Genomic DNA, 21,837 nt, shown 5'->3' on the forward strand with positions numbered 1-21,837 from the left:
GGCTGGCGAAGCTTTTTCTCCAGTCTGTTTTGTTATGCCCTTTTTCAGTCGCGCAAATTTTGCGGGACTTTTTTCATTTCAGCTATTGACTTTTGTTTGCAGGACTCCTGTTGATGTCGATACACGCTCCCGCGCCGGGCGGGGCGGTCATTTCACTCTGCTATGATATCACATACCCGGAAAAACGGAAAGAAAAACTTGCGGTCTCCCCGTCCGGAATCTCCGCCGCGGCGCTTCCTCAGGCCCGAACAGGAAAAAACACAGAAAATTGAAATTTTTCCTGCTTTATCCCCGCTGGAACCGGTTGACATCTCCGGAAAAAGCCGGTACAATGAGGAACGCAACTCTGTCCTTTGGCAGTTTAAATTGAAAAGGAGCCCTTGCGCCATGATGACACTGGAAGATTTCAAAACCGCCCGGAACGTGCTGAAGGGCGTTATCAACGAGACCCATCTGATCCACTCTCCCGCTTTGTCCAAAGCCTCCGGAAATTCCGTGTATCTGAAGCCGGAGAACATGCAGGTCACCGGCGCCTACAAGATTCGGGGCGCATACTATACCATCTCCACCCTGTCGAAGGAGCAGAAGTCCCGGGGTCTGGTCACCGCCTCCGCCGGAAACCACGCCCAGGGTGTGGCCTACGCCGCCCAGAAGGCCGGTGTCCCCGCCACCATCTGCATGCCCACCACCACGCCCCTGGTGAAGGTGAACAACACCAAGGACTACGGCGCACGGGTCCTGCTCCATGGCGCCACCTTTGACGATGCGGCGGAGCTGGCCGCCAAACTCTCCGCCGAGGAGGGTCTGACCTACGTCCACCCCTTCAACGACCTGACGGTGGCCACCGGCCAGGGCACCATCGCCTATGAGATCTTCTCCGACCTGCCGGACGTGGACGTGATCCTTGTGCCCATCGGCGGCGGCGGACTGGCAGCGGGCGTGTCCACCCTGACGAAGCTGCTGAATCCCAACGTGAAGGTCATCGGCGTGGAACCGGCAGGCGCTGCCTCCATGTCCGAGAGCCTGAAGGCGGGCCATGTCGTTACCCTGCCCAAGGTGGACACCATCGCCGACGGCGTGGCTGTGAAGACACCGGGCGACAAGGTCTTCCCCTACATCCAGGCCAACGTGGACGAGGTCATCGCCATCCGGGACGATGAGCTGGTGGACGCCTTCCTGGACATGACGGAAAAGCACAAAATGGTGGTGGAGAACGCAGGCCTGCTGACCATCGCCGCCCTGACCCATCTGGACTGCCGGGATCAGAACGTGGTGTCCGTGCTGTCCGGCGGCAACATGGACGTCATCACCATGTCCTCCCTGATCCAGCACGGCCTCATCAACCGGGGCCGGGTGTTCACCTTCTCCGTCCATCTGCCGGACCGGCCCGGTGAGCTGCTGAACGTGGCCCGCATCATCGCCGAGGAGGACGGCAACATCATCAAGCTGGAGCACAACCAGTTCGTCTCCATCAACCGCCAGAGCGCCGTGGAGCTGAAGGTGACGCTGGAGGCCTTCGGCCACAGCCACAAGGAGAAGATCCTGGGCGCCCTCAGCGCCAGCGGCTACGACGCCATGGAGGTCCGCACCGACAGCTTCTGAGAAGCGGTTTTCCGCCGTACACACCAGCCCGGAGAGAAAAATTCTCTCCGGGCTGTCACCTTTTCCGGCCCCGGCGCGTCTTAATAACAGACCGGTCAAAAACAAGAAGGGAGGCGCGGCGCCATGAAGCCCACCACAAAAGCCTGGTTCACCCAGCAGGTCATCTGCCACCAGACGTCCCTGTTCCGCACGGCCCGTGCCATCCTGTCCAGTGACGAGGACGCGGAGGACGCGGTACAGGAGGCCATTCTCTCCGCCTATACCCGGCTGGACACGCTCCGGGACCCGGAAAAATTCAAGCCCTGGCTCCTGCGCATTCTGGTGAATCAATGCTACACCCTCCGCCGTCAGGAGAAGCCCACCGTGGACCTGACGGAGGTAGCGGACATCCTGCCGGCCGAGACCCGTGACACAGCGGAGTCCCTGACGCTGCGGCAGGCGGTGGAGCAGCTGCCCCAGGACTTGCAGGCGCCCATCACCCTGTTCTACTACGAGGATCTCACGATCCGTCAGATCGCCCGGGTCCTGTCCCTGTCGGAGCCGGCGGTGAAGACCCGGCTCAGCCGGGGCCGGGACCGTCTGCGGCGGCTGATGACCTGAACGGCAGTATGGAGGATTTTCAATGAACGATCAGGAATTTGACAAAGCAATGCGGGAGCGCGCACGGACAGAGGACTTCCGTCTGCCGGAGGATTACCCCGGCAGGGTGTTCGCCGCCTGCGCCTCCCTGAAGGAGACAACCGGACGCGTCAGGAAAAAGCGCTCCCTGACCCACTGGGCCGCCGGTGTGGCGGCGGCGCTGGCCGTATTTGTGGCAGTCCCCAATCTCTCCGCCGGCGCGGCGGCGTTTCTGGAAGATCTGCCCCTTCTGGGGCCGGTGGTGGAGGTCATCACCTTCCGCCACTACACCTATGACGACGGCCACGGTCAGGCGGATGTGGAGACGCCCCGGATCCAGGCTGCGGGCAATGCGGCCGCCGCCGTCAACGCGGACGTCCAGGCGTATGTTGACCGCCTGACGGAGCAGTTCCAGGCGGACTGCGCCACCCTGGGCGAGAGCTATGAGTCCCTGGACGTGACTTACAGCGTGGTCACAGACACGGAGGACTGGTTCACCCTCCGGGTGGACGCCGTGGAGACCATGGCCAGCGGCTATCAGTTCAGCCGGTTCTACAACATCGACAAGGCCGCCGACGCGGTGGTGCCCCTTGAGGAGCTGTTCCGTCCCGACTCCGGCTGGGCGGAGGCCCTGACAGAGGAGGTCCTGCGCCAGATGACGGAGCAGGAGGACCCGGAAAACGGCGTCACCTACTTCCCAGAGGAGTTCACCGGCATCGATACCGGACGGAACTACTATTTCGACGGGAACGGCGGTCTGGTGCTGGTGTTCGACGAGTACGAGATCGCGCCGGGCTCTATGGGGATGCCGGAGTTTACCATCGGCCGCAGCGTATACGAACCATTTTTGAAATGATCTTTTGGGGGAACTACTATGATAAAACGCATCGCCGTGTGTTTTCTGGCGGCATTGCTGCTGATCTGTGCCGGATGCGGCACGCAGAAGGCCCAGGACACTGTTGAGGAGCAAAGGACCCTCACCGGCACGCTGGATGAAGTCAAGGACTTTATGTTCGTAGTCACGGATGACCAGGGTGAAAGCTACGCCCTCACCTTTGACGGCAGCGCGCCGGAGGGTCTGGATGACCAGAAGATTGGGGACCGCGTGACAGTGACCTACACGGGAGAGCTGTCCGTGGTGGACAGCTTCACCGGCCAGATTCTCTCCGTGGAAGCCGCGGACTGAGTCAGACCGCATCCGACCTTTCAACAAATGAATCAGAAAGCCCCATCCCTTCACTACCGGGATGGGGTTTCCTTTTCATAATTCTGCGTCTCCGGTCGCTTTTTCGCACGATCCGTCAAACGTCCCTGCCGCTCACCCCTTTAAAATATCCGTGTTCCGGTACTGGATGGCCTCCGCCAGATGGACGGCGCTGATGTCCTCGTCGCCGTCCAGGTCGGCGATGGTACGGGCCACCCGCAGAATGCGGTCATGGGACCGGGCCGTCAGGCCCATGCGCTCAAAGGCGTTTTTCATCAGCGTCTCGCCGGCGCTGTCCAGACGGCAGAAGGTCCCCACCATGGGCGGCGTCATATGGGCGTTGCAGGCGACCCCCGTTCCGGCGAAGCGCCGGGTCTGGATCGCGCGGGCAGCGTCCACCCGGCGCTTGATGTCCGCGGAGGACTCCGGCGTCTCCTTCCGCTGCATGGCCTCGTACTCCACCGACGGGACGTTGACGTGGAGGTCGATGCGGTCCATCAACGGGCCGGAGATCTTCTCCACATATCGCTGCACCTCCCGGTCCGAGCAGGTGCACTTTCCGGAGGGATGCCCCCGCCAGCCGCACCGGCAGGGGTTCATGGCGCACACCAGCTGGAACCGCGCCGGGAGATGGAGGGTGCCACCGGCCCGGGCCACGGTGACGGTGCCGTCCTCCAGGGGCTGACGCATGGTCTCCAGCACGTCCCGGCGGAACTCCGGCAGCTCGTCCAGAAACAGCACGCCGTTGTGGGCCAGGGAGATCTCCCCCGGCCGCATGAGGGGGCCGCCTCCCGCCAGTGCCGCCGAGGAGGCGGTGTGATGGGGCGATCGGAAGGGCCGGGCCGTCAGTAAAGGATGACTCCTGTCCAGCAAACCCGCCACGGACCAGATGGCCGATGTCTCCAGAGACTCCTCCCGGCTCATGTCCGGCAGGATGGAGGGCAGCCGCTTGGCCAGCATGGATTTTCCCGCGCCGGGAGAGCCGATGAGCAGGAGATTGTGTCCGCCGGCGGCGGCCACCTCCATTGCCCGCTTGACATGCTCCTGCCCCATTACGTCCCGGAAGTCCGGCAGAGCGGTCTCCGACGGCTCCGGCTCCCAGACCGGGGCGGGGGATAGCGGCGTATCTCCCCGGAGATGGTCCAGCAATGCCGTCACATCCGGTACGCCGTACACCGTCAGTCCCCCGGCCAGGGTGGCCTCCGCCGCGTTCACCGCCGGAACGAACAGCCGCCGGATGCCCGCCGCCTTCGCGGCCAGGGCCATGGGCAGCACGCCGTTGACGCCACGCAGCGCCCCGGTGAGGGACAGCTCTCCGATGAAAGCCGCGTCCGGCGGCAGACGCCGCAGCTCCCCCGCCGCCGTCAGCAGTCCTACGAAGATGGGCAGATCGTAGATCGTGCCCTCCTTCTTCTGTCCGGCGGGGGCAAGGTTCACGGTGATGCGGCTCACCGGAAATTTGGCCCCGCAGTTCTTCACCGCCGCCCGGACCCGCTCCCGGGCCTCCCGGACGGCGGCGTCGGGCAGCCCCACAATATCGAAAGCCGGCAGGCCGCCGGAGAGGAAGCACTCCACGCTGACCTCATATCCCTTCAGTCCCGACAGTCCCATGGACCGGACGGTGACCACCATAATAGATCCCCCTTTATTTTCCAGTGCCGGCAGCAGTTGGATGCAGGCGCTGTTGTATGAACTCCAAGTTGGAAAACACACCTGTAAAAACCGCCCCGGATTTCAAAAACAGTTTACCACAACATGACGAAAAGCGAAATAAGAAAACGAAAATAGTGACGAAAAGCGCCCGGTTGATTTGTTCTTTCTACAAAAAAACAAAAAATTGCAGAAAAAATGACAATTGAATCATTTACATTGAAACTCTCAGGTGCTATAATACGATTGCTTGAAATTTGACAGGCCGGTCCGCGGCCTGCCGGATCTCATGGTTCCGTCAACATGCTGTTGCTCGAACAGCAAATTATAGGAGGTAAGTTTATGGCAAGAAAGTTCAAGTCCATGGACGGTAATACCGCGGCTGCCCACGTCAGCTACGCATTTACCGAAGTGGCGGGTATCTATCCGATCACCCCGTCCTCTCCCATGGCAGACATGGTGGACCAGTGGTCTGCCAACGGCCGGAAGAACATCTTCGGCACCACCGTCAAGGTGTGCGAGATGCAGTCCGAGGCCGGTGCTTCCGGTACCGTCCACGGCTCTCTGGCCGCCGGTGCTCTGACCACCACCTACACGGCGTCTCAGGGCCTGCTGCTGATGATCCCCAATATGTACAAGATCGCCGGCGAGCTGCTGCCCTGCGTGTTCCACGTGTCCGCCCGTACCGTGGCCACCCACGCTCTGAACATCTTCGGCGATCACTCCGACGTCATGGCCTGCCGTCAGACCGGCTTCGCCATGCTGTGCGAGAACGACGTCCAGGAGATCATGGACCTGGCTCCCGTGGCCCATCTGGCCGCCATTGAGGGCCGCGTTCCCTTCATCAACTTCTTCGATGGTTTCCGTACCTCTCACGAGATCCAGAAGGTCGCCGTGTGGGATTACGAGGATCTGAAGGAGATGTGCGACATGGACGCCGTGGCCGCGTTCCGCAAGCACGCCCTGAATCCCGAGCGCCCCAACATGCGCGGCTCTCATGAGAACGGCGATATCTTCTTCCAGCACCGCGAGGCCTGCAACCCCTACTATGAGGCCCTGCCCGCCGTTGTTGAGAAGTACATGGACAAGATCAACGCCAAGCTGGGCACCGACTACAAGCTGTTCAATTACTATGGCGCTCCCGACGCTGACCGCGTCATCATCGCCATGGGCTCCATCTGCAACGTGGCCGAGGAGGTCATCGACTATCTGACCGCTCAGGGTGAGAAGGTCGGTATGGTCAAGGTCCACCTGTATCGTCCCTTCGCCGCCGACCGTCTGCTGGAGGCCATTCCCGCTACCTGCAAGAAGCTGGCCGTTCTGGACCGCACCAAGGAGCCCGGCTCCCAGGGCGAGCCCCTGTACATGGACGTTGTCACCGCTCTGGCCAATGCCGGCCGCTTCAGCGGCATGACCGTCATCGGCGGCCGCTATGGTCTGGGCAGCAAGGATACGCCTCCCTCCTCCGTGTTCGCCGTGTATGACGAGCTGAAGAAGGACGCTCCCAAGCACCAGTTCACTCTGGGCATTGTGGACGATGTCACCAACCTGAGCCTGGAGGAGAAGCCCGCTCCCGGTGTTGCCGCTGCCGGCACCATCGAGTGCAAGTTCTGGGGTCTGGGCGGCGACGGCACCGTCGGCGCCAACAAGAACTCCATCAAGATCATCGGCGACCATACCGACAAGTATGTTCAGGCGTACTTCCAGTATGACTCCAAGAAGACCGGCGGCGTCACCGTCAGCCACCTGCGCTTCGGCGACAAGCCCATCAAGTCTTCTTATTATATCAACAAGGCCGACTTCGTGGCCTGCCACGTGCCCGCCTACATCGCCAAGGGCTTCCCCATTGTCCGCGACGTGAAGCCCGGCGGCACCTTCCTCATCAACTGCCAGTGGGATGACAAGGAGCTCAGCGAGAAGCTGGACGCCGCCTCCAAGCGCTACATCGCCAAGAACAACATCCGGGTCTACACCATCGACGCCATCGACCTGGCTGCCAAGATCGGCATGGGCAAGCGCACCAACACCATCCTGCAGTCCGCGTTCTTCTCTCTGGCCAATGTCATGCCTCAGGCCGAGGCCATCCAGTACATGAAGGACGCCGCCACCCACTCCTACCTGAAGAAGGGCCAGGACGTGGTCGACATGAACCACAAGGCTATCGACGCCGGCGCCACCGCCTACAAGAAGTTCGATGTGCCCGCTGACTGGGCCGACGCCGTGGATACCCCCGACACCACCGTGCTGGAGGGCAAGCCCGAGCTGGTAGAGCAGGTCAAGACCATCCTCAACCCCGTCGGCAAGATGGACGGCGACAGCCTGCCCGTCTCCGCTTTCGTCAAGCATGTGGACGGCCAGTTCGAGCTGGGCGCCGCCGCTTACGAGAAGCGCGGCGTGGCCGTGAGCGTTCCCACCTGGGACGCCGCCAAGTGCATCCAGTGCAACAACTGCGCGTATGTCTGCCCCCATGCCACCATCCGTCCCTACGCTCTGACTGAGGAAGAGGCTCAGAACGCTCCCGCCGCCGCCAAGATCGTTCCCGTCAAGGCCGGTAAGGGCAAGGGCGTCTATCAGTACACCATGGCCGTCTCTCCGCTGGACTGCATGGGCTGCGCCGTCTGCGTGGGCCAGTGCCCCGTGGGCGCTCTGACCATGGTTCCCCAGGAGCAGGAGGCCGCTCAGCAGGATGTGTTCAACTACTGCGTCGACAAGGTCTCCGAGAAGAAGGACATGCAGGACAACACCGTCAAGGGCAGCCAGTTCCGGCAGCCCATGCTGGAGTTCTCCGGCTCCTGCGCCGGCTGCGCCGAGACCAGCTATGCCCGCCTGATCACCCAGCTGTTCGGCGACCGGATGTACATCTCCAACGCCACCGGCTGCTCCTCCATCTGGGGCGGTCCCGCCGCTACCTCTCCCTACTGCACCAACAAGGAAGGCCATGGTCCCGCCTGGTCCAACTCCCTGTTCGAGGATAACGCCGAGCACGGCCTGGGCATGTATCTGGGCCAGCAGGCCACCCGCAACCGTCTGGCCGATCTGACGAAGCAGATCATCGCTGTCCAGTACACCGACGAGGCCATCAAGGCCGCCGGCCAGGAGTGGCTGGACACCATGGAAGACGGCAAGACCAACGGCGACGCCGCCAAGAAGTACATTGCCGCTCTGGAAGCCGCTGTGAAACCCGACTGCCCCTGTGACGCCTGCAAGCTGGGTCGCGAGATCCTGGCTGACAAGGAGTTCCTGGCCAAGAAGTCCATGTGGATCTTCGGCGGCGACGGCTGGGCCTACGACATCGGCTTCGGCGGCGTGGACCACGTCCTGGCCTCCGGCAACGATGTGAACATCTTCGTGTTCGACACCGAGGTCTACTCCAACACCGGCGGACAGGCTTCCAAGGCCTCCAACATCGGCCAGGTCTGCCAGTTCGCTGCTGCCGGTAAGGAGATCAAGAAGAAGTCCCTGGCTGAGATCGCCATGTCCTACGGCTACATCTACGTGGCTCAGGTCGCCATGGGCGCCAACCCCGCTCAGACCCTGAAGGCCATTCAGGAGGCCGAGGCCTATCCCGGTCCCTCCCTGATCATCGGCTATGCTCCCTGCGAGATGCACAGCATCAAGGGCGGCATGATGAACTGCCAGAAGGAAATGAAGCGTGCTGTGGATTGCGGCTACTGGAACCTGTTCCGCTTCAATCCCGCCGCTGAGGGCGCCAAGTTCACCCTGGACTCCAAGGAGCCCGCTGGCGGCTATCAGGAGTTCCTGATGAACGAGGCCCGCTACTCTCGTCTGACCCGCGAGTTCCCCGACCGTGCCGGCGAGCTGTTCGAGCGCAACGAGAAGAACGCCATGGATCGCTATCAGCACCTGCTGAAGCTGAAGGCCATGTATGCGGAGTAATCCCTCTCCCATACGCATCCAAAAAGGACCACGGGTTTTCACCCGTGGTCCTTTTCTGCGCTTTTCTCCTCTTTTCAGCCGCTAAGGCATGGAAAACAGCATATTTTTGTAAAAAATAACGAAAGAATTTGCGGAAAATTCATGGAAACCTCCGGGCGGATGGTCTATAATCTCTCCGACAGGAAAGAGGGGATCTTCATGCGCACACATGACGCTTCCGCCGCTGTGAAGCAGCGGCGTCCGACGCGGTGCATCGCGTTTCTGTATATTCTGCTGGCGGCTCTGGCCGACACGCTTATCGTGGAGATGTTCAACCACAAGACCTTCACCGGCGGCTTTACCTCCCTGTGGAGATTTCTGTCCCACCACCCCCTGGCCTTCGCGGTGGACGTTCTGCTGGTTCTACTGACACTGCTGCCGGCGTTGCTGCTCCGGCGCAGGGTCTTCTGGTGCGTTCTGGTGTCGGCGGTATGGCTCATGGGCGGCGCCGTCAATGGCTTCATCCTGCTGAACCGGATGACGCCCTTCACCACCGCGGATCTGACGGTGCTGAACACGGGACTGGACACCCTGCCCAACTACCTCTCCACCGGCTACATCATTCTGCTGGCCGCCGCCGTGGCGCTGCTGCTGGCGGGACTGGTGCTTCTCCTCTGGAAAGGCCCCCGGAATCAACTGCCGCTCCGCCGCCGGGTCCTTGCCGGTCTGGCGTCGCTGGCGGTCACCGCCGTTGCGCTGACGGGCTGCTGGCAGCTGGCCTTCCGGCTGGATCAGCTCTCCACGGTATTCTCCAACCTGGCCTTTGCCTATGAGGACTTCGGCTTCTCCTACTGTTTTCTCCAGACCTGGCTGAACAAGGGCATTCGCCAGCCCGCGGGCTACAGCGAGAGCGACATGCAGCGCATCCTCCGGGAGACGGAGCCCTCCGGCTCCGCCGGGGATACCACGGCCCAAACCGACGTCAACGTGGTCTATGTCCAGCTGGAGTCCTTCATGGACCCGGCGGACATCCAGGGGCTGGAGCTGTCAGAGGACCCGCTGCCCTTCTGGCATACGCTGGAGGAAGAGTTCTCCTCCGGCTATCTCACCGTCCCGGTGGTGGGTGCCGGCACCGCCAACACGGAGTTCGAGATGCTCACCGGCATGAGCAGCCGGGTCTTCGGTCCCGGCGAGTACCCCTACAAGACTTGCCTGCAAAACAACACCGTGGAGTCCGTGGCCTACGACCTCTCCGCCCTGGGCTACGCCACCCACGCCATCCACAACCACCGGGCCACTTTCTACACCCGGAACATCGTCTACGCCAACCTGGGGTTTGACGACTTCACCTCCCTGGAATACATGCCCCTGACCCAGAAGAACCCCAAGGGCTGGTGCCGGGACTACATCCTCACTGATCAGATCCTGAATGCCATGGGCGCCACCGAGGACCAGCCGGATCTGGTGTTCACCGTGTCCGTCCAGGGCCACGGCAGCTATCCCAAGACGCCGCTGCTGGAGCATCCCGCCGTGACGGTCACCGCCTGTCCCGACCACATCAACGCCAGCTCTGTGGAGTATTACGTCAACCAGATCCATGAGATGGACCAGTTCGTGGAGCAGCTGGTAAACGCCCTGTCCCAGTGGGAGGAAAAGACGGTGCTGGTGCTGTACGGCGACCACCTGCCCTCTCTGAACCTGCGGGCCAGAGACATGGCCTCCGGCAGCCTGTTCAAGACCAGATACGTCGTCTGGAACAACTTCGGTCTGGAGGAGAACGATCAGGATGTCTACGCCTTCCAGCTCTCCGCCGACGTACTGGGACAGCTGGGCATCACTGAGGGCATCATGAACCGCTTCCACCAGCGCTGCCAGCAGCAGCTGACCTACCGCACGGACCTGCGGAAGCTCCAGTACGACGTGCTGTACGGCCAGCGGTATCTGTACGGCGGCGAGACGCCCTATGCACCCACGGACATGCAGATGGGCTGCGTTCCCATCCGGATCACCAATATGTTCGAGCGCGGCGGCGTCTGGTACATTCAGGGCGAGAATTTCAGCCCCTACTGCGAGGTCACGGTGGACGGCAACCTGCTGAAAACGGACTATATCTGCGGTACTCTGCTGAAGCTGGAGGAAGACCCGGGCGTTTTGACGGTGGATGACCTCTACATCAGTGTGGTGGACACCCATCATGAGATCCTCAGCGACACGGAGTAATACGGATTCTTGATGAAAAAATTTCATCAAGAATCCCGCGTGCTGCGCACGCGTGAATTGTGTAGAGGCACAATTCGGCGTCTCATAAAAACTGAACGCGCTTCGCGCTATCAAACGGTTTCAACCGTTTTCATCAGTTTTCGTATAATTCCCATCCGATCCCGCGCCGGAGAAACACACGCGGCGGCCTTTTCAGGCCGCCGCGTGTTCCGTTATTTCTCCAGCGACGCCAGCAGGGCTTCGCAGCCCTGGGCGATCTCCCGATAGGCGGTGTCGAAGTCGTCCGTGTACCACGGGTCGTCGATGTCCCGGCGCCGGTCCGTATAATCCAGCAGGCGCCGGACCTTCCCCTCCGGGTCTCCGCCGGTGATGCGGAGGATGTTCCGGATGTTGGCGGTCTCCATGCCCAGGATCAGGTCAAAGTCCCGGTAATCGCTCCGGGTCATCTGCCGGGCGCGGTGGCCGGTGAGGGGCACGCCCATGGCCGTCAGCTTCCGTCTGGCGGGAGGATAGATGGGATTGCCCAGTTCCTCCGTGCTGGTGGCGGCGGAGTCGATGAAGAACTTCCCGGACAGCCCCCGTTTTTCCACCATGTCCTTGAAAATGCACTCCGCCATGGGGGATCGGCAGATGTTCCCCAGGCAGACGAACAGCACTCTTGTCATGCCAGCACCTGCTTTCTCTCCGGGGCGTACAGATCGTCCAGCAGACGGGTCCCAGTCGCGGTTTTGAAGATCTTCCGGCGGACATTGGCCACCGTCTCCGGACTCTCATTGTCCTCATAGAGGTTCACCAGGAAGTCCGCCTCCACCAGGATCTGATAGTCCAAGCCGTCCATATTGCCGTAGGTGTGGTGGTGGGCGACGAGATACTTCACCCGGCCGATCTGTTCCTCCGTGTAGCCGCCCAGACCCCGCAGCAGCTTTTCCGCCTCTGCCGGGCCCTCCTTTTCCTGATACTTCCCGTTGCTGGAACCATACTTCTCCTCGCTGACGTGGATGCCGATGTCGTGGAGGATGGCCGCCGTCTCCAGAATGAACTGGGTCTCCGGGTCCAGCCCCTCCAGCGTCCCGATGGCCGCCGCCAGATCGTGTACCTTCAAAAAGTGGTGGATGCGCATGGGGTCGCCCCGGTCGTAGTCCACCATGGCGCGGATCAGCTCCGCGTGCTGTCTGTTCATTGCGCGATCTTCCTTTCCTGTTCCGGCGCGGTCCACGCCGGGCTGTTTTTCTATGGTTCCCCGAACAGATAGTGGAACATCCGCTCCGGGTCCTCCAGAAACCGGCGGGTGAGCTGATAGTGCTCCGTCTGCCGGTAGTCCACGGACCGGATGCCCGCCCCGCTGAGCTCCAGCACCTCCGCCCCCGGATAGGCCATGAGGATGGGGGAGTGGGTGGCGATGAGAAACTGGGAGTGTCTCCCCTCCAGTTCGTGCATCACCGTCAGTAGGGACAGCTGACGGGAGGGGGACAGCGCCGCCTCCGGCTCGTCCAGCAGATACAGTCCGTCGCCGCCGAAGCGGTTCTCCACCAGCGCCAGAAAGCTCTCACCGTGAGACTGCTGGTGAAGGGACTTGCCGCCGTAGCTGGCCAGGGCGCCGCCGCAGAAGGGCGTCCGGTCCAGCTCGTCCAGATAGCTGGCGGCGTTGTAGAAGCTCTCCGCCCGGAGAAAATAGCCGTCCCGGGGCGAGATGGTCCGGATGAGGGTGAGGTATTGGTGCAAGTCCGACTCCGTGCGGGCGGTGGAGAACTGAAAGTTCCGGGTCCCGCCCTCGGCGTTGAAGCCCGCCGCCACGGCCACAGCCTCCAGCAGGGTAGATTTGCCCGTGCCGTTCTCCCCCACCAGGAAGGTGACGGGCCTTGTCAGTTCCAGCGTCCCCAGGGCCGCAAGACTCCGCACCACCGGCAAGTCCCGGAGATAAGAGCCCTCCGGTGGCAGCTGGTTCAGCCGCACGCCCCGGATATAGTTCCGCTCCATGGTACGCCCCCTCTCCCAATGCGCCGCATTGGGTCCATGATATCACAGAATCGAAAAAAGAAAAAGAGGCAAGCCGCCGGAACGTCCGTGAGACGTTCCGGCGGCCTGTGGTTTTCCGTCCGCGGGGGGCGGTCCGTTATTTCATCAGCAGCTCGCACACCAGATCCGTGTAGCCGGAGGGGTCCTCCAGAGGCAGGCCCGCGATGAGCAGCGCCTGGTCGAACAGCAGGGCGGCGTACTTCTTCGCCAGCTCCGGATCGTCGGTGACGGCCTTCTCCAGGGCGGCGAAGGCCGGGTGCTGGGTGTTCAGTTCCAGAATGCGGTCCGCCCTGATGGGATGCTCCGGCTGGACGGAATTCAGATACTTCTCCATCTCGAAGCTCAGGCCCTCGCCGGCGGTGAGGCAGACGGGATGGGACTTTAGCTTCTTGGAGGCCTTGACCTCCTTCACCTGGTCGCCCAGAGCCTCCTTCACGAAGTCCAGCGCGGCCTGATGGGCGTCCTCAGCGGGCTTGTCCTCGCCGTCCTTCTTCTCACCGCTGTCCTCAATCTCGCCGTCCAGCACGGAGCGGAACTCCTTTTCCTTGTAGGCGTGCATCATCTGGGCGGCGAACTCGTCTACTTCCTCGGTGAAGTAGAGGATCTCCACGCCGTCGTCCTTCAATCCCTCGATCTGGGGCATCTTGTCGATGGCGTTGACGTTCTCGCCGGGGGCGTAGTAGATGACCTTTTGGTCCTCCTTCATGCGGGTGACGTACTCGTCCAGGCTTACCAGCTTCTTCTCCGTGGAGGACCAGAACAGCATTAGGTCCTGGAGTTGGTCCTTGTGGGCGCCATAGTCCGCCACCAGACCGTATTTCAGCTGACGACCGAAGTTCTTCCAAAACGTCTCGTAGCCCGGCCGGTCGTCCTTCATCATCCGCACCAGCTCGGCCTTGATCTTCTTCTCGATGTTGGAGGCCATGACCTTCAGCTGGCGGTCATGCTGCAAAAGCTCCCGGGAGATGTTCAGGGACAGGTCCGGGGAGTCCACCACGCCCCGGACGAACCGGAAGTGGTCCGGCAGCAGGTCGGCGCACTTGTCCATGATGAGAACACCGTTGGAGTAGAGCTGGAGGCCCTTCTCATAGTCCTTGGAGTAGAAGTCGAAGGGCGTGGCACCGGGGATGAACAGCAGGGCCTTGTAGGTGACGGCGCCCTCCACGGACACGGTGATGACGCTCTGGGGAGCGGTGTAGTCGCTGAACTTGTCCCGGTAGAACTTGTCGTACTCGTCCTTGGTGACCTCGGACTTGGGCCGCTGCCAGATGGGCACCATGGAGTTCAGAGTCTCCTGCTCCCGATAGGTCTCGTACTCCGGCTTGTCGTCGGGGCTGTCCTCCTTCTTCCGGGTCTTGGAGACCTCCATGCGGATGGGGAAGCGGATATAGTCGGAGTACCGCCGCACCAGATCCTGGAGCTTCCACTCCTCCAGGAACTCGCCGTAGTTCTCCTCCTCGGTGTCCTCCTTGATGTGCATGATGATGTCCGTGCCCACTTCCGCCTTGTCACACTCGGTAATGGTGTAGCCGTCGGCGCCGGAGGACTGCCACTCATAGGCGGCATCCGCGCCGTACTTCCGGGACCGGACGGTGATTTGGTCGGAAACCATGAAGGCGGAGTAGAAGCCCACGCCGAACTGACCGATGACGTCGGTGTCCTTGGCATCGTCTCCCACTTCCTGCTTGAACTTGTAGGAGCCGGAGGAGGCGATGACGCCCAGATTGTTCTCCAGGTCGTCCCGATCCATGCCGATGCCGTTGTCGGAGACGGTGATGGTGCGGGCGTCCTTGTCCACGGTGATGTCGATGTGGAAGTCCTTCCGGTCCAGCTTCACGTTCTCGTCCGTCAGGCCCTTGTAGCACAGCTTGTCGCAGGCATCGCTGGCGTTGGAGATGATCTCCCGGAGGAAGATCTCCTTGTGGGTGTAGATGGAGTTGATCATCAGGTCCAGAAGGCGCTTGGATTCCGCTTTGAACTGTTTCTTTGCCATTGAGAATGCACTCCTTTGTTTCTTTTTTTACAGCAGAGGAAATTATATCACGTCCATTTCCGCAAATAAATGACCAATTTGTAAATTCCTTGCAGAACCCATTGCCCCGGGCATGAATTGTGTGTAAAATACAGATATCGGATCGTTCCGGCCCAAACGGCCGTCTTTTGTCAAAGGAGTCTTATGTCGTGAGTATTTTCCGCAGGATCGGCAATGCCCTGGCCCGCTTCATGTACGGCCGCAACGGCCCGGACCAGCTATGCATCGCGTCCATCTGGATCTGCATTATTCTGGAGCTGGTGTCCTCTCTGCTGAGCCGCCATTTCGCCGTCATCGCCACCATCCTCTACTATGTCAGTCTGGCGCTGTGGGTCTGGACACTGTTCCGGATGTTCTCCAAAAATCTGGGGAAGCGCCGGATGGAAAACCAGAAGTGGCTGAATTTCTGGTGGAAGATCAAGGGGCAGAACAGCGGCGCCTGGGCCCGTCACGCTGACAAGGAGCACAAGTATTTCACCTGCAAAAACTGCAAGGCCATCTGCCGGGTGCCGGTGGGCAAGGGAAACATCGTCATCACCTGTCCCAAATGCGGCGCCCAGATCAGGGCGAAGACCTGACTGCTCTCATCCGTCCGGTCCCGGAGCAAGCTCCGGGACCGGCTTTTTCCCGCCCCGGTGATTGCAATGCGGCGGGAAAGCTGGTATGCTGTGAACAAGGGACCCTGCGCACCGGCGGGAAATTGCCGGATGCAGATCAAATTTGATACGAGGTGTTGGATATGCAGGCATTGGAAAAACAATATCACATCCACTGTGTTCCCGGCGACGTGGGTCGCTACTGCATCCTGCCGGGAGACCCGGGCCGGGTGCCCGCCATTGCCGCCCTGTTTGACGGCGCCCATCCCGTGGCCCAGAACCGGGAGTTCAACGTCTGGACCGGGACCCTTCTGGGCGAAAAGGTCACCGCCTGCTCCACGGGCATCGGCGGCCCATCCGCCGCCATCGCCATGGAGGAGCTGGTGAAGTGCGGCGCGGACACCTTCCTCCGCACCGGCACCTGCGGCGGCATCGACCTGGACGTGCAGGCCGGCGACGTGGTGGTGGCTACCGGCGCCATCCGGTATGAACACACCAGCCTGGAGTACGCCCCCATCGAATTTCCCGCTGTGCCGGACCTGGAGCTGACCAACTGTCTGGTGGAGGCCTCCCGGGCGTTGGGCTATCCCACCCACGCGGGCGTGGTCCAGTGCAAGGACAGCTTCTACGGCCAGCACTCCCCGGAGCTGTCCCCGGTGTCCTGGGAGCTGAAGCAGAAATGGGAGAGCTGGAAGCGCCTTGGCGTCAAAGCCAGTGAGATGGAGTCCGCGGCCCTGTTCGTGGTGGCCGCCGCCCTCCATGTCCGGTGCGGCTCCTGCTTCCATGTGGTCTGGAACCAGGAGCGGGAGGCCGCGGGCCTGGACCAGAAGATGACCGAGGACACCACCGCCTCCGTGAAGGTGGCGGTGGAGGCTCTGAAGCGGGTCATCCTGCGGGACCGTGAGAAACAGGCGCGGTAAATCGCTTTCCCTCGAACATGAATCTACGCGGTCTTCTCCGCGGAAATGGAGGTCGTTCTGATGCGCAGACTGTCCCGCAAAGACCAGCTTTTTGTTGGCATCACCCTGTTCTCCATGTTCTTCGGCGCGGGAAACCTCATCTTCCCGCCGGTTCTGGGACTCTCCGCAGGCACCGCCGTGCCCTGGGCCTTCGCGGGCCTGGCCGTCAGCGCCGTGGGACTGCCCATTCTGGGCGTCATCGCCGTGGCCCGGTCCGGCGGGCTCCCCGTCCTGGCAGGCCGGGTGGGAAAGCGGTTCGCCGCCGTCTTCACCATGCTGATCTACCTGTCCATCGGCCCCTGTCTGGCCATTCCCCGGACGGCCAGCACCTCCTTTGAGATGGCCGTGACGCCCTTCTTGCCCGCCGGCGCGCCCGCCGCGCTGTTCCAGGCACTGTACTCCGTGGTGTTCTTCGCCGCGGCGCTGTCCCTGGCCCTGCGGCCCTCCCAGCTGGTGGACTGGCTGGGCAAGCGGCTGGCCCCCACGCTGCTGGTGCTCATCGGCGTGCTGTTCGTGGGCTGTCTCCTCCACGCGGGACACCCCCTGGAGACGCCCACCGCCGCCTATGCCGCCTCTCCCGCAGGCGAAGGCTTCCTCTACGGCTACCAGACCATGGACGCCATCGCCGCGCTGATCTTCGGCATCGTGCTGACGCTGAACATCCAGGCCAAGGGCGTGACGGAGACAAAGGATGTGGTCCGCTCCATCGTCCGGGCCAGCTGGCTGGCGGCGGCGCTGTTCCTGACGGTCTACGGCGCTCTGACCTATATCGGCGCCACCCACGGCGATCCCGCCGCGGAAAATGGCGCCCAGATCCTCAGCGGCGCGGCCCGATCTTTGTTCGGCTCCGCAGGCAGCGTGATCCTGGCGGCCATCTTCGTCATCGCCTGCCTGAACACCTGCATCAGTCTCATCTCCTGCTGCGGACAGTATTTTGCCGGACTGTTCCCTCGATTCTCCTACCGGTCCTGGGCCGTGTTCTTCGCCGTGGTCAGCGCCGTCATCTCTAACGCCGGACTGAATCTGATCCTGAAGCTGTCGGTGCCGGTGCTGAACTGTCTATACCCCGCGGCCATCGCCCTGATCCTGCTGGCTTTCCTGCCGGACTGGCTCCAGAAGAGGCCCCTCCTCTACCCCCTGACAGTGGGATTGGCGGCGGTGTTCGGCACCCTCTACGCCCTGGACCAGACGGGGCTGCGCCTCCCCGTCCTGACGGCGCTGGCGGAGGCCCTGCCCCTCTACGGGACGGGCCTGGGCTGGCTTCTGCCCGCGGCTCTGGGCGCTCTGGCAGGACTTCTCCTCCCACTGAAGGGCGGCAGAGATCCGGAAACCGGCGGATAACGCCCCCTGCATCCGCAAATCTGAAAATCCCCGTCTGTACGGGAACTGTCAAGAAAGGAATCTTTACCCATGCCTACTGCTGAGATTACGGAAACCCTGTCCCAGGTGCAGTTGAAGCCCCTGGACCTGTCCGGCTTCATTGCCCTGGTTCTGACCATCGTCATCGGCCTCATCGCCATCCGGGTCATCCAGAAAATCGCCAACCGCCTGCTGTCTAACAGCAAGCTGGACGGCCGCATCCAGAAATACCTGCTGTCCGGCCTGAAGCTGGTGCTGTACGTCATCTATGTCATCGCCATTCTGGACCAGCTGGGCATCGATCCCACCTCCCTGGTGGCCCTGCTGTCGGTGGCCGCCCTGGCGTTGGCCCTGGCCGCCGAGGACATTCTCGGGAATATGGCCGGCGGTCTGGTGATCCTGACCTCCCATCCCTTCACCATCGGTGACTTTGTGGAAGCCGGCGGCACCTCCGGCACCGTGGAGGAGATCACCCTGAACCACACCAAGCTGGTGACGCCCGACGGCCTGACGGTGCTGCTGCCCAACAAGGCCCTTTCCGCGGCCCAGGTCACCAACTACACCGCCCTGGGCCGCCGTCGCGTGACCCAGAAGGTCACCGCCTCCTACGACGCCCCCACGGAGGCGGTGAAATCCGCCTGCCGGGCGGCCCTGGCCGGAACGCCGGGCCTGCTGGAGGACCCGGCCCCCTCCGTGTACCTGTCCAACTACGGCTCCAGTTCCATCGAGTACACCGTCTTCTGCTGGGTGCCCACGGATAAGTACTGGGACGCCTACTTCGCCCTGGGCGAAAATCTCCGCACCGCTTTCGCGGAGGCCGGTGTCGAGATGACCTACGACCACCTGAACGTCCATATCGTGGAGAAATAACGTACCCGCGGGGCCGTCCTGTCCGGACGGCCCCGTTTCCATTTCCCACGGCGGTTGAATCACTTGACAAATCCATGTCCGCTTTCTATAATAGTTCCAAAGCGATGACGGAGAGGGACGGAGACAGGCGCCCCCAGAGAGTCGGCGGATGGTGCGAGCCGGCGGCAAGGGTCTCCAGGTCCTATGGCTCCTGAGCCGGGGATTCGAGGGCGCGGTGCGCCGTCAGGGTCCTCCGTGTACGCCGCGTCAGTGCGAAGGGGCTGCTGGGCCCTGATGAGGGGCGGACGGTCGGATGGCCGCCGCAATTTGAGTGGTACCGCGGAAGCGTATGTTCGGCTTTCGTCTCAAAGTTCTCTTTGGGACGGAAGCCTTTTTTCGTCCCCAAACATTGAAAGGAGCGTTTTTTACCCATGAGCAGCTACGATCTCGAGACCAGATGCGTCCAGGGGGGCTACACCCCCGGCAACGGTGAACCCCGGCAGATCCCCATTGTCCAGTCCACTACCTTCAAGTACGCCACCAGCGAGGACATGGGCAAGCTGTTTGACCTGGAGGCCAACGGCTATTTCTACACCCGTCTCCAGAACCCCACCAACGACTACGTGGCAGCGAAGATCGCCGAGCTGGAGGGCGGCACCGCCGCCATGCTCACCTCCTCCGGTCAGGCGGCCAACTTCTTCGCCCTGTTCAACATCTGCTCCTGCGGGGACCACATCGTGTCCTCCTCCAGCATCTACGGCGGTACCTTCAACCTGATTTCCGTCACCATGGCGAAGATGGGCATTGAGGTGACCTTTGTGGCACCGGACTGCACGGCGGAGGAGCTGAACGCCGCCTTCCGCCCCAACACTAAGGCCGTCTTCGGCGAGACCATCGCCAACCCGGCCCTGACGGTACTGGACATCGAGAAGTTCGCCGCCGCGGCCCACGCCCACGGCGTTCCCCTCATCGTGGACAACACCTTCGCCACGCCTATCAACTGCCGCCCCTTCGAGTGGGGCGCCGACATCGTCACCCACTCCACCACCAAGTACATGGACGGCCACGGCGCCGCCGTGGGCGGCGCCATCGTGGACTCCGGCAAGTTCGACTGGATGGCCCACGCCGACAAGTTCCCCGGCCTCTGCACCCCGGACGACAGCTATCACGGTATCACCTACGCCGAGAAGTTCGGCAAGGAGGGCGCCTTCATCACCAAATGCACCGCCCAGCTCATGCGGGACTTCGGCTCCATTCAGTCTCCCCAGAACGCCTTCTACCTGAACCTGGGCCTGGAGAGTCTCCACGTCCGGATGAAGCGCCACTGTGAGAACGGCCAGGCAGTGGCGGAGTTCCTGAACAGCCATCCCAAGGTGGCCAGCGTCAGCTACTGCGGCCTGCCCGGCGATCCCTATTATGCCGTGGCTCAGAAGTATCTGCCCAACGGCTCCTGCGGCGTGGTGTCCTTCGAGCTGAAGGGCGGACGGGACGCCGCCAGCACCTTCATGAAGCACCTGAAGCTGGCCGCCATTGAGACCCATGTGGCCGACGCCCGGACCTGCTGCCTGAATCCCGCCAGCTCCACCCACCGTCAGATGACCGACGAGCAGCTGGCCGCCGCCGGCATCCCCGCCGGTCTGGTACGGATGAGTTGCGGCCTGGAGAGCAGTGCCGACCTCATCGCCGACATCAGCCAGGCCCTGGACCAGGTGGATTGAGAGGCGGATCGTCATGCCCATCAAAATTCCAAACAATCTCCCGGCGGTGGAGACCCTCCACCGGGAAAACATCTTTGTAATGACCGAGGAACAGGCCGTCACCCAGGACATCCGCCCCCTGCAGATCCTGCTGGTGAACCTGATGCCCAAGAAGATCCAGACGGAGACCCAGCTGAGCCGTCTGCTGGGCAACACTCCCCTGCAGATCGAGCTGGAGCTCATCGCCCCCAAGAGCCATGAGCCCACCAACACCCCGCCGGAGCATCTCCACGCCTTCTACAAGACCTTCGACGACGTGAAGGAACGCAACTTCGACGGCTGCATCATCACCGGCGCGCCGGTGGAGCTGATGCCCTTCGAGGAGGTGGACTACTGGCAGGAGCTGTGCGACATCATGGAGTGGACCAAGACCCACGTCCACAGCACCTTCCACATCTGCTGGGGCGCCCAGGCGGGCCTGTACTACCACTACGGCATCCAGAAGCGGGAGCTGCCGGAGAAGATGTTCGGCGTGTTCCGCCACAACGTGGAGTACAAGCAGTCCATCCTGTTCCGGGGCTTCGACGACTCGTTCTACGTGCCCCACTCCCGCCACACCACCGTCAGCCGGGCGGACATTGAGGCGGTGCCGGCTCTGCGGATCCTGGCTTCTTCTGCAGAGGCGGGCGTCTACGCCGCCTTCACCAAGGGCGGAAAGCAGATCTTCATCATGGGCCACTCGGAGTACGACGGCGACACCTTGAAGCAGGAGTACCTCCGGGACGTGGCGGCGGGGAAGCCCATCGCCCTGCCTAAGAACTACTTCCCCTTCGACGACCCCCATCAGGAGCCCATGGTCTGCTGGCGGGCCCACGCCAATCTGCTGTACAGCAACTGGCTGAACTACTTCGTCTACCAGACCACCCCCTTCGACATCCAGGACATCCGCTACGGCAAGCGGACGGACCGGGACGCATAAGCAACATTATAAAACGGGAGGACGCCTCAAAGGCGTCCTCCCGCAGGCTGTCGAAAAAGTCCATAGATTTTTCCGCCAGCATGATTAATGTCTGTTTTTACGCCCCGAATTGCGGACCGAAAATCTGCCGCTGTGCGGCGCAAACGCCTGCTAACGCAGGCTTTTTGCAGACATTCGATT

Annotated in this window: 17 protein-coding genes; 12 read left to right on the top strand and 5 right to left on the bottom strand. The window is 62.0% G+C overall.

Annotation, left to right across the window (positions count from 1 at the left end; genetic code table 11):
- The first annotated feature begins 387 nt into the window (after nt 1-387).
- From ilvA to ACTNBU_RS10095, 4 genes are all read left to right on the top strand, one after another.
- Complete coding sequence (ilvA, locus tag ACTNBU_RS10080; RefSeq protein ID WP_441033564.1) at nt 388-1,602, top strand: threonine ammonia-lyase; 1,215 nt, start codon at nt 388-390, stop codon at nt 1,600-1,602.
- Nucleotides 1,603-1,725: 123 nt separating this feature from the next.
- Nucleotides 1,726-2,202 carry an RNA polymerase sigma factor gene (locus ACTNBU_RS10085; RefSeq protein ID WP_441033567.1) on the top strand — a complete coding sequence of 159 codons (477 nt, stop codon included), beginning with the start codon at nt 1,726-1,728 and terminating at the stop codon, nt 2,200-2,202.
- Between the two features lie 22 nt (nt 2,203-2,224).
- Nucleotides 2,225-3,076: an RsiV family protein gene (locus tag ACTNBU_RS10090; RefSeq protein ID WP_441033570.1), complete on the top strand. Its 852-nt coding sequence runs from the start codon at nt 2,225-2,227 to the stop codon at nt 3,074-3,076.
- An 18-nt stretch (nt 3,077-3,094) separates the two neighbouring features.
- The gene (locus ACTNBU_RS10095; RefSeq protein ID WP_441033573.1) at nt 3,095-3,406 is read left to right on the top strand and encodes a hypothetical protein; all 312 of its coding nucleotides are present in this window, start codon (nt 3,095-3,097) and stop codon (nt 3,404-3,406) included.
- 132 nt (nt 3,407-3,538) lie between these two features.
- On the opposite strand, the gene ACTNBU_RS10100 is transcribed toward ACTNBU_RS10095, so the two are convergent.
- On the bottom strand, nt 3,539-5,056 hold the full coding sequence (locus ACTNBU_RS10100; protein ID WP_441033575.1) for a YifB family Mg chelatase-like AAA ATPase: 1,518 nt from the start codon (nt 5,054-5,056) through the stop codon (nt 3,539-3,541).
- A gap of 360 nt (nt 5,057-5,416) precedes the next feature.
- On the opposite strand from ACTNBU_RS10100, the gene nifJ reads away from it, so the two are divergent.
- Together nifJ and ACTNBU_RS10110 are read left to right on the top strand one after the other, a co-directional pair.
- Nucleotides 5,417-8,971 carry a pyruvate:ferredoxin (flavodoxin) oxidoreductase gene (gene nifJ, locus ACTNBU_RS10105; RefSeq protein WP_441033578.1) on the top strand — a complete coding sequence of 1,185 codons (3,555 nt, stop codon included), beginning with the start codon at nt 5,417-5,419 and terminating at the stop codon, nt 8,969-8,971.
- Between the two features lie 198 nt (nt 8,972-9,169).
- On the top strand, nt 9,170-11,170 hold the full coding sequence (locus ACTNBU_RS10110; protein WP_441033581.1) for an LTA synthase family protein: 2,001 nt from the start codon (nt 9,170-9,172) through the stop codon (nt 11,168-11,170).
- Between the two features lie 212 nt (nt 11,171-11,382).
- On the opposite strand, the gene ACTNBU_RS10115 is transcribed toward ACTNBU_RS10110, so the two are convergent.
- From ACTNBU_RS10115 to htpG, 4 genes are all read right to left on the bottom strand, one after another.
- Nucleotides 11,383-11,835, bottom strand: a complete 453-nt coding sequence (locus ACTNBU_RS10115; protein WP_441033582.1) for a low molecular weight protein-tyrosine-phosphatase — start codon at nt 11,833-11,835, stop codon at nt 11,383-11,385.
- Entirely contained in the window at nt 11,832-12,350 is a 519-nt protein-coding gene (locus tag ACTNBU_RS10120) for an HD domain-containing protein (protein ID WP_441033585.1), read from the bottom strand. The genes ACTNBU_RS10115 and ACTNBU_RS10120 overlap by 4 nt, the downstream gene beginning before the upstream one ends.
- A 50-nt stretch (nt 12,351-12,400) precedes the next feature.
- A complete protein-coding gene (locus ACTNBU_RS10125; protein ID WP_441033588.1) occupies nt 12,401-13,147 on the bottom strand; it encodes an AAA family ATPase in 747 nt (248 codons plus the stop codon).
- 136 nt (nt 13,148-13,283) lie between these two features.
- On the bottom strand, nt 13,284-15,179 hold the full coding sequence (gene htpG, locus ACTNBU_RS10130; RefSeq protein WP_441033590.1) for a molecular chaperone HtpG: 1,896 nt from the start codon (nt 15,177-15,179) through the stop codon (nt 13,284-13,286).
- Between the two features lie 188 nt (nt 15,180-15,367).
- On the opposite strand from htpG, the gene ACTNBU_RS10135 reads away from it, so the two are divergent.
- The 6 genes from ACTNBU_RS10135 to metA all read left to right on the top strand — a co-directional run bounded on the left by ACTNBU_RS10135 (nt 15,368) and on the right by metA (nt 21,657).
- The gene (locus tag ACTNBU_RS10135) at nt 15,368-15,796 is read left to right on the top strand and encodes a hypothetical protein (protein WP_441033592.1); all 429 of its coding nucleotides are present in this window, start codon (nt 15,368-15,370) and stop codon (nt 15,794-15,796) included.
- Between the two features lie 161 nt (nt 15,797-15,957).
- On the top strand, nt 15,958-16,734 hold the full coding sequence (gene udp, locus ACTNBU_RS10140) for a uridine phosphorylase (protein WP_441033595.1): 777 nt from the start codon (nt 15,958-15,960) through the stop codon (nt 16,732-16,734).
- 60 nt (nt 16,735-16,794) lie between these two features.
- Entirely contained in the window at nt 16,795-18,114 is a 1,320-nt protein-coding gene (gene brnQ, locus ACTNBU_RS10145; RefSeq protein ID WP_441033598.1) for a branched-chain amino acid transport system II carrier protein, read from the top strand.
- Nucleotides 18,115-18,183: 69 nt separating this feature from the next.
- Entirely contained in the window at nt 18,184-19,002 is an 819-nt protein-coding gene (locus ACTNBU_RS10150) for a mechanosensitive ion channel family protein (protein ID WP_441033600.1), read from the top strand.
- A gap of 410 nt (nt 19,003-19,412) precedes the next feature.
- The gene (locus ACTNBU_RS10155; protein ID WP_441033602.1) at nt 19,413-20,699 is read left to right on the top strand and encodes an O-acetylhomoserine aminocarboxypropyltransferase/cysteine synthase family protein; all 1,287 of its coding nucleotides are present in this window, start codon (nt 19,413-19,415) and stop codon (nt 20,697-20,699) included.
- Between the two features lie 13 nt (nt 20,700-20,712).
- A complete protein-coding gene (gene metA, locus ACTNBU_RS10160) occupies nt 20,713-21,657 on the top strand; it encodes a homoserine O-acetyltransferase MetA (RefSeq protein WP_441033605.1) in 945 nt (314 codons plus the stop codon).
- The last annotated feature ends 180 nt before the right edge of the window (nt 21,658-21,837 follow it).

The organism is Dysosmobacter sp. HCP28S3_G4 (genome assembly GCF_052065175.1).
GTDB lineage: Bacteria > Bacillota > Clostridia > Oscillospirales > Oscillospiraceae > Oscillibacter.

What these genes read in the sequence shown, in the direction of transcription:
- ilvA (WP_441033564.1), top strand. Translation starts at nt 388, where the DNA reads ATGATGACACTGGAAGATTTCAAAACCGCCCGGAACGTGCTGAAGGGC.
- ACTNBU_RS10085 (WP_441033567.1), top strand. Translation starts at nt 1,726, where the DNA reads ATGAAGCCCACCACAAAAGCCTGGTTCACCCAGCAGGTCATCTGCCAC.
- ACTNBU_RS10090 (WP_441033570.1), top strand. Translation starts at nt 2,225, where the DNA reads ATGAACGATCAGGAATTTGACAAAGCAATGCGGGAGCGCGCACGGACA.
- ACTNBU_RS10095 (WP_441033573.1), top strand. Translation starts at nt 3,095, where the DNA reads ATGATAAAACGCATCGCCGTGTGTTTTCTGGCGGCATTGCTGCTGATC.
- ACTNBU_RS10100 (WP_441033575.1), bottom strand. Translation starts at nt 5,056, where the DNA reads ATGGTGGTCACCGTCCGGTCCATGGGACTGTCGGGACTGAAGGGATAT.
- nifJ (WP_441033578.1), top strand. Translation starts at nt 5,417, where the DNA reads ATGGCAAGAAAGTTCAAGTCCATGGACGGTAATACCGCGGCTGCCCAC.
- ACTNBU_RS10110 (WP_441033581.1), top strand. Translation starts at nt 9,170, where the DNA reads ATGCGCACACATGACGCTTCCGCCGCTGTGAAGCAGCGGCGTCCGACG.
- ACTNBU_RS10115 (WP_441033582.1), bottom strand. Translation starts at nt 11,835, where the DNA reads ATGACAAGAGTGCTGTTCGTCTGCCTGGGGAACATCTGCCGATCCCCC.
- ACTNBU_RS10120 (WP_441033585.1), bottom strand. Translation starts at nt 12,350, where the DNA reads ATGAACAGACAGCACGCGGAGCTGATCCGCGCCATGGTGGACTACGAC.
- ACTNBU_RS10125 (WP_441033588.1), bottom strand. Translation starts at nt 13,147, where the DNA reads ATGGAGCGGAACTATATCCGGGGCGTGCGGCTGAACCAGCTGCCACCG.
- htpG (WP_441033590.1), bottom strand. Translation starts at nt 15,179, where the DNA reads ATGGCAAAGAAACAGTTCAAAGCGGAATCCAAGCGCCTTCTGGACCTG.
- udp (WP_441033595.1), top strand. Translation starts at nt 15,958, where the DNA reads ATGCAGGCATTGGAAAAACAATATCACATCCACTGTGTTCCCGGCGAC.
- brnQ (WP_441033598.1), top strand. Translation starts at nt 16,795, where the DNA reads ATGCGCAGACTGTCCCGCAAAGACCAGCTTTTTGTTGGCATCACCCTG.
- ACTNBU_RS10150 (WP_441033600.1), top strand. Translation starts at nt 18,184, where the DNA reads ATGCCTACTGCTGAGATTACGGAAACCCTGTCCCAGGTGCAGTTGAAG.
- ACTNBU_RS10155 (WP_441033602.1), top strand. Translation starts at nt 19,413, where the DNA reads ATGAGCAGCTACGATCTCGAGACCAGATGCGTCCAGGGGGGCTACACC.
- metA (WP_441033605.1), top strand. Translation starts at nt 20,713, where the DNA reads ATGCCCATCAAAATTCCAAACAATCTCCCGGCGGTGGAGACCCTCCAC.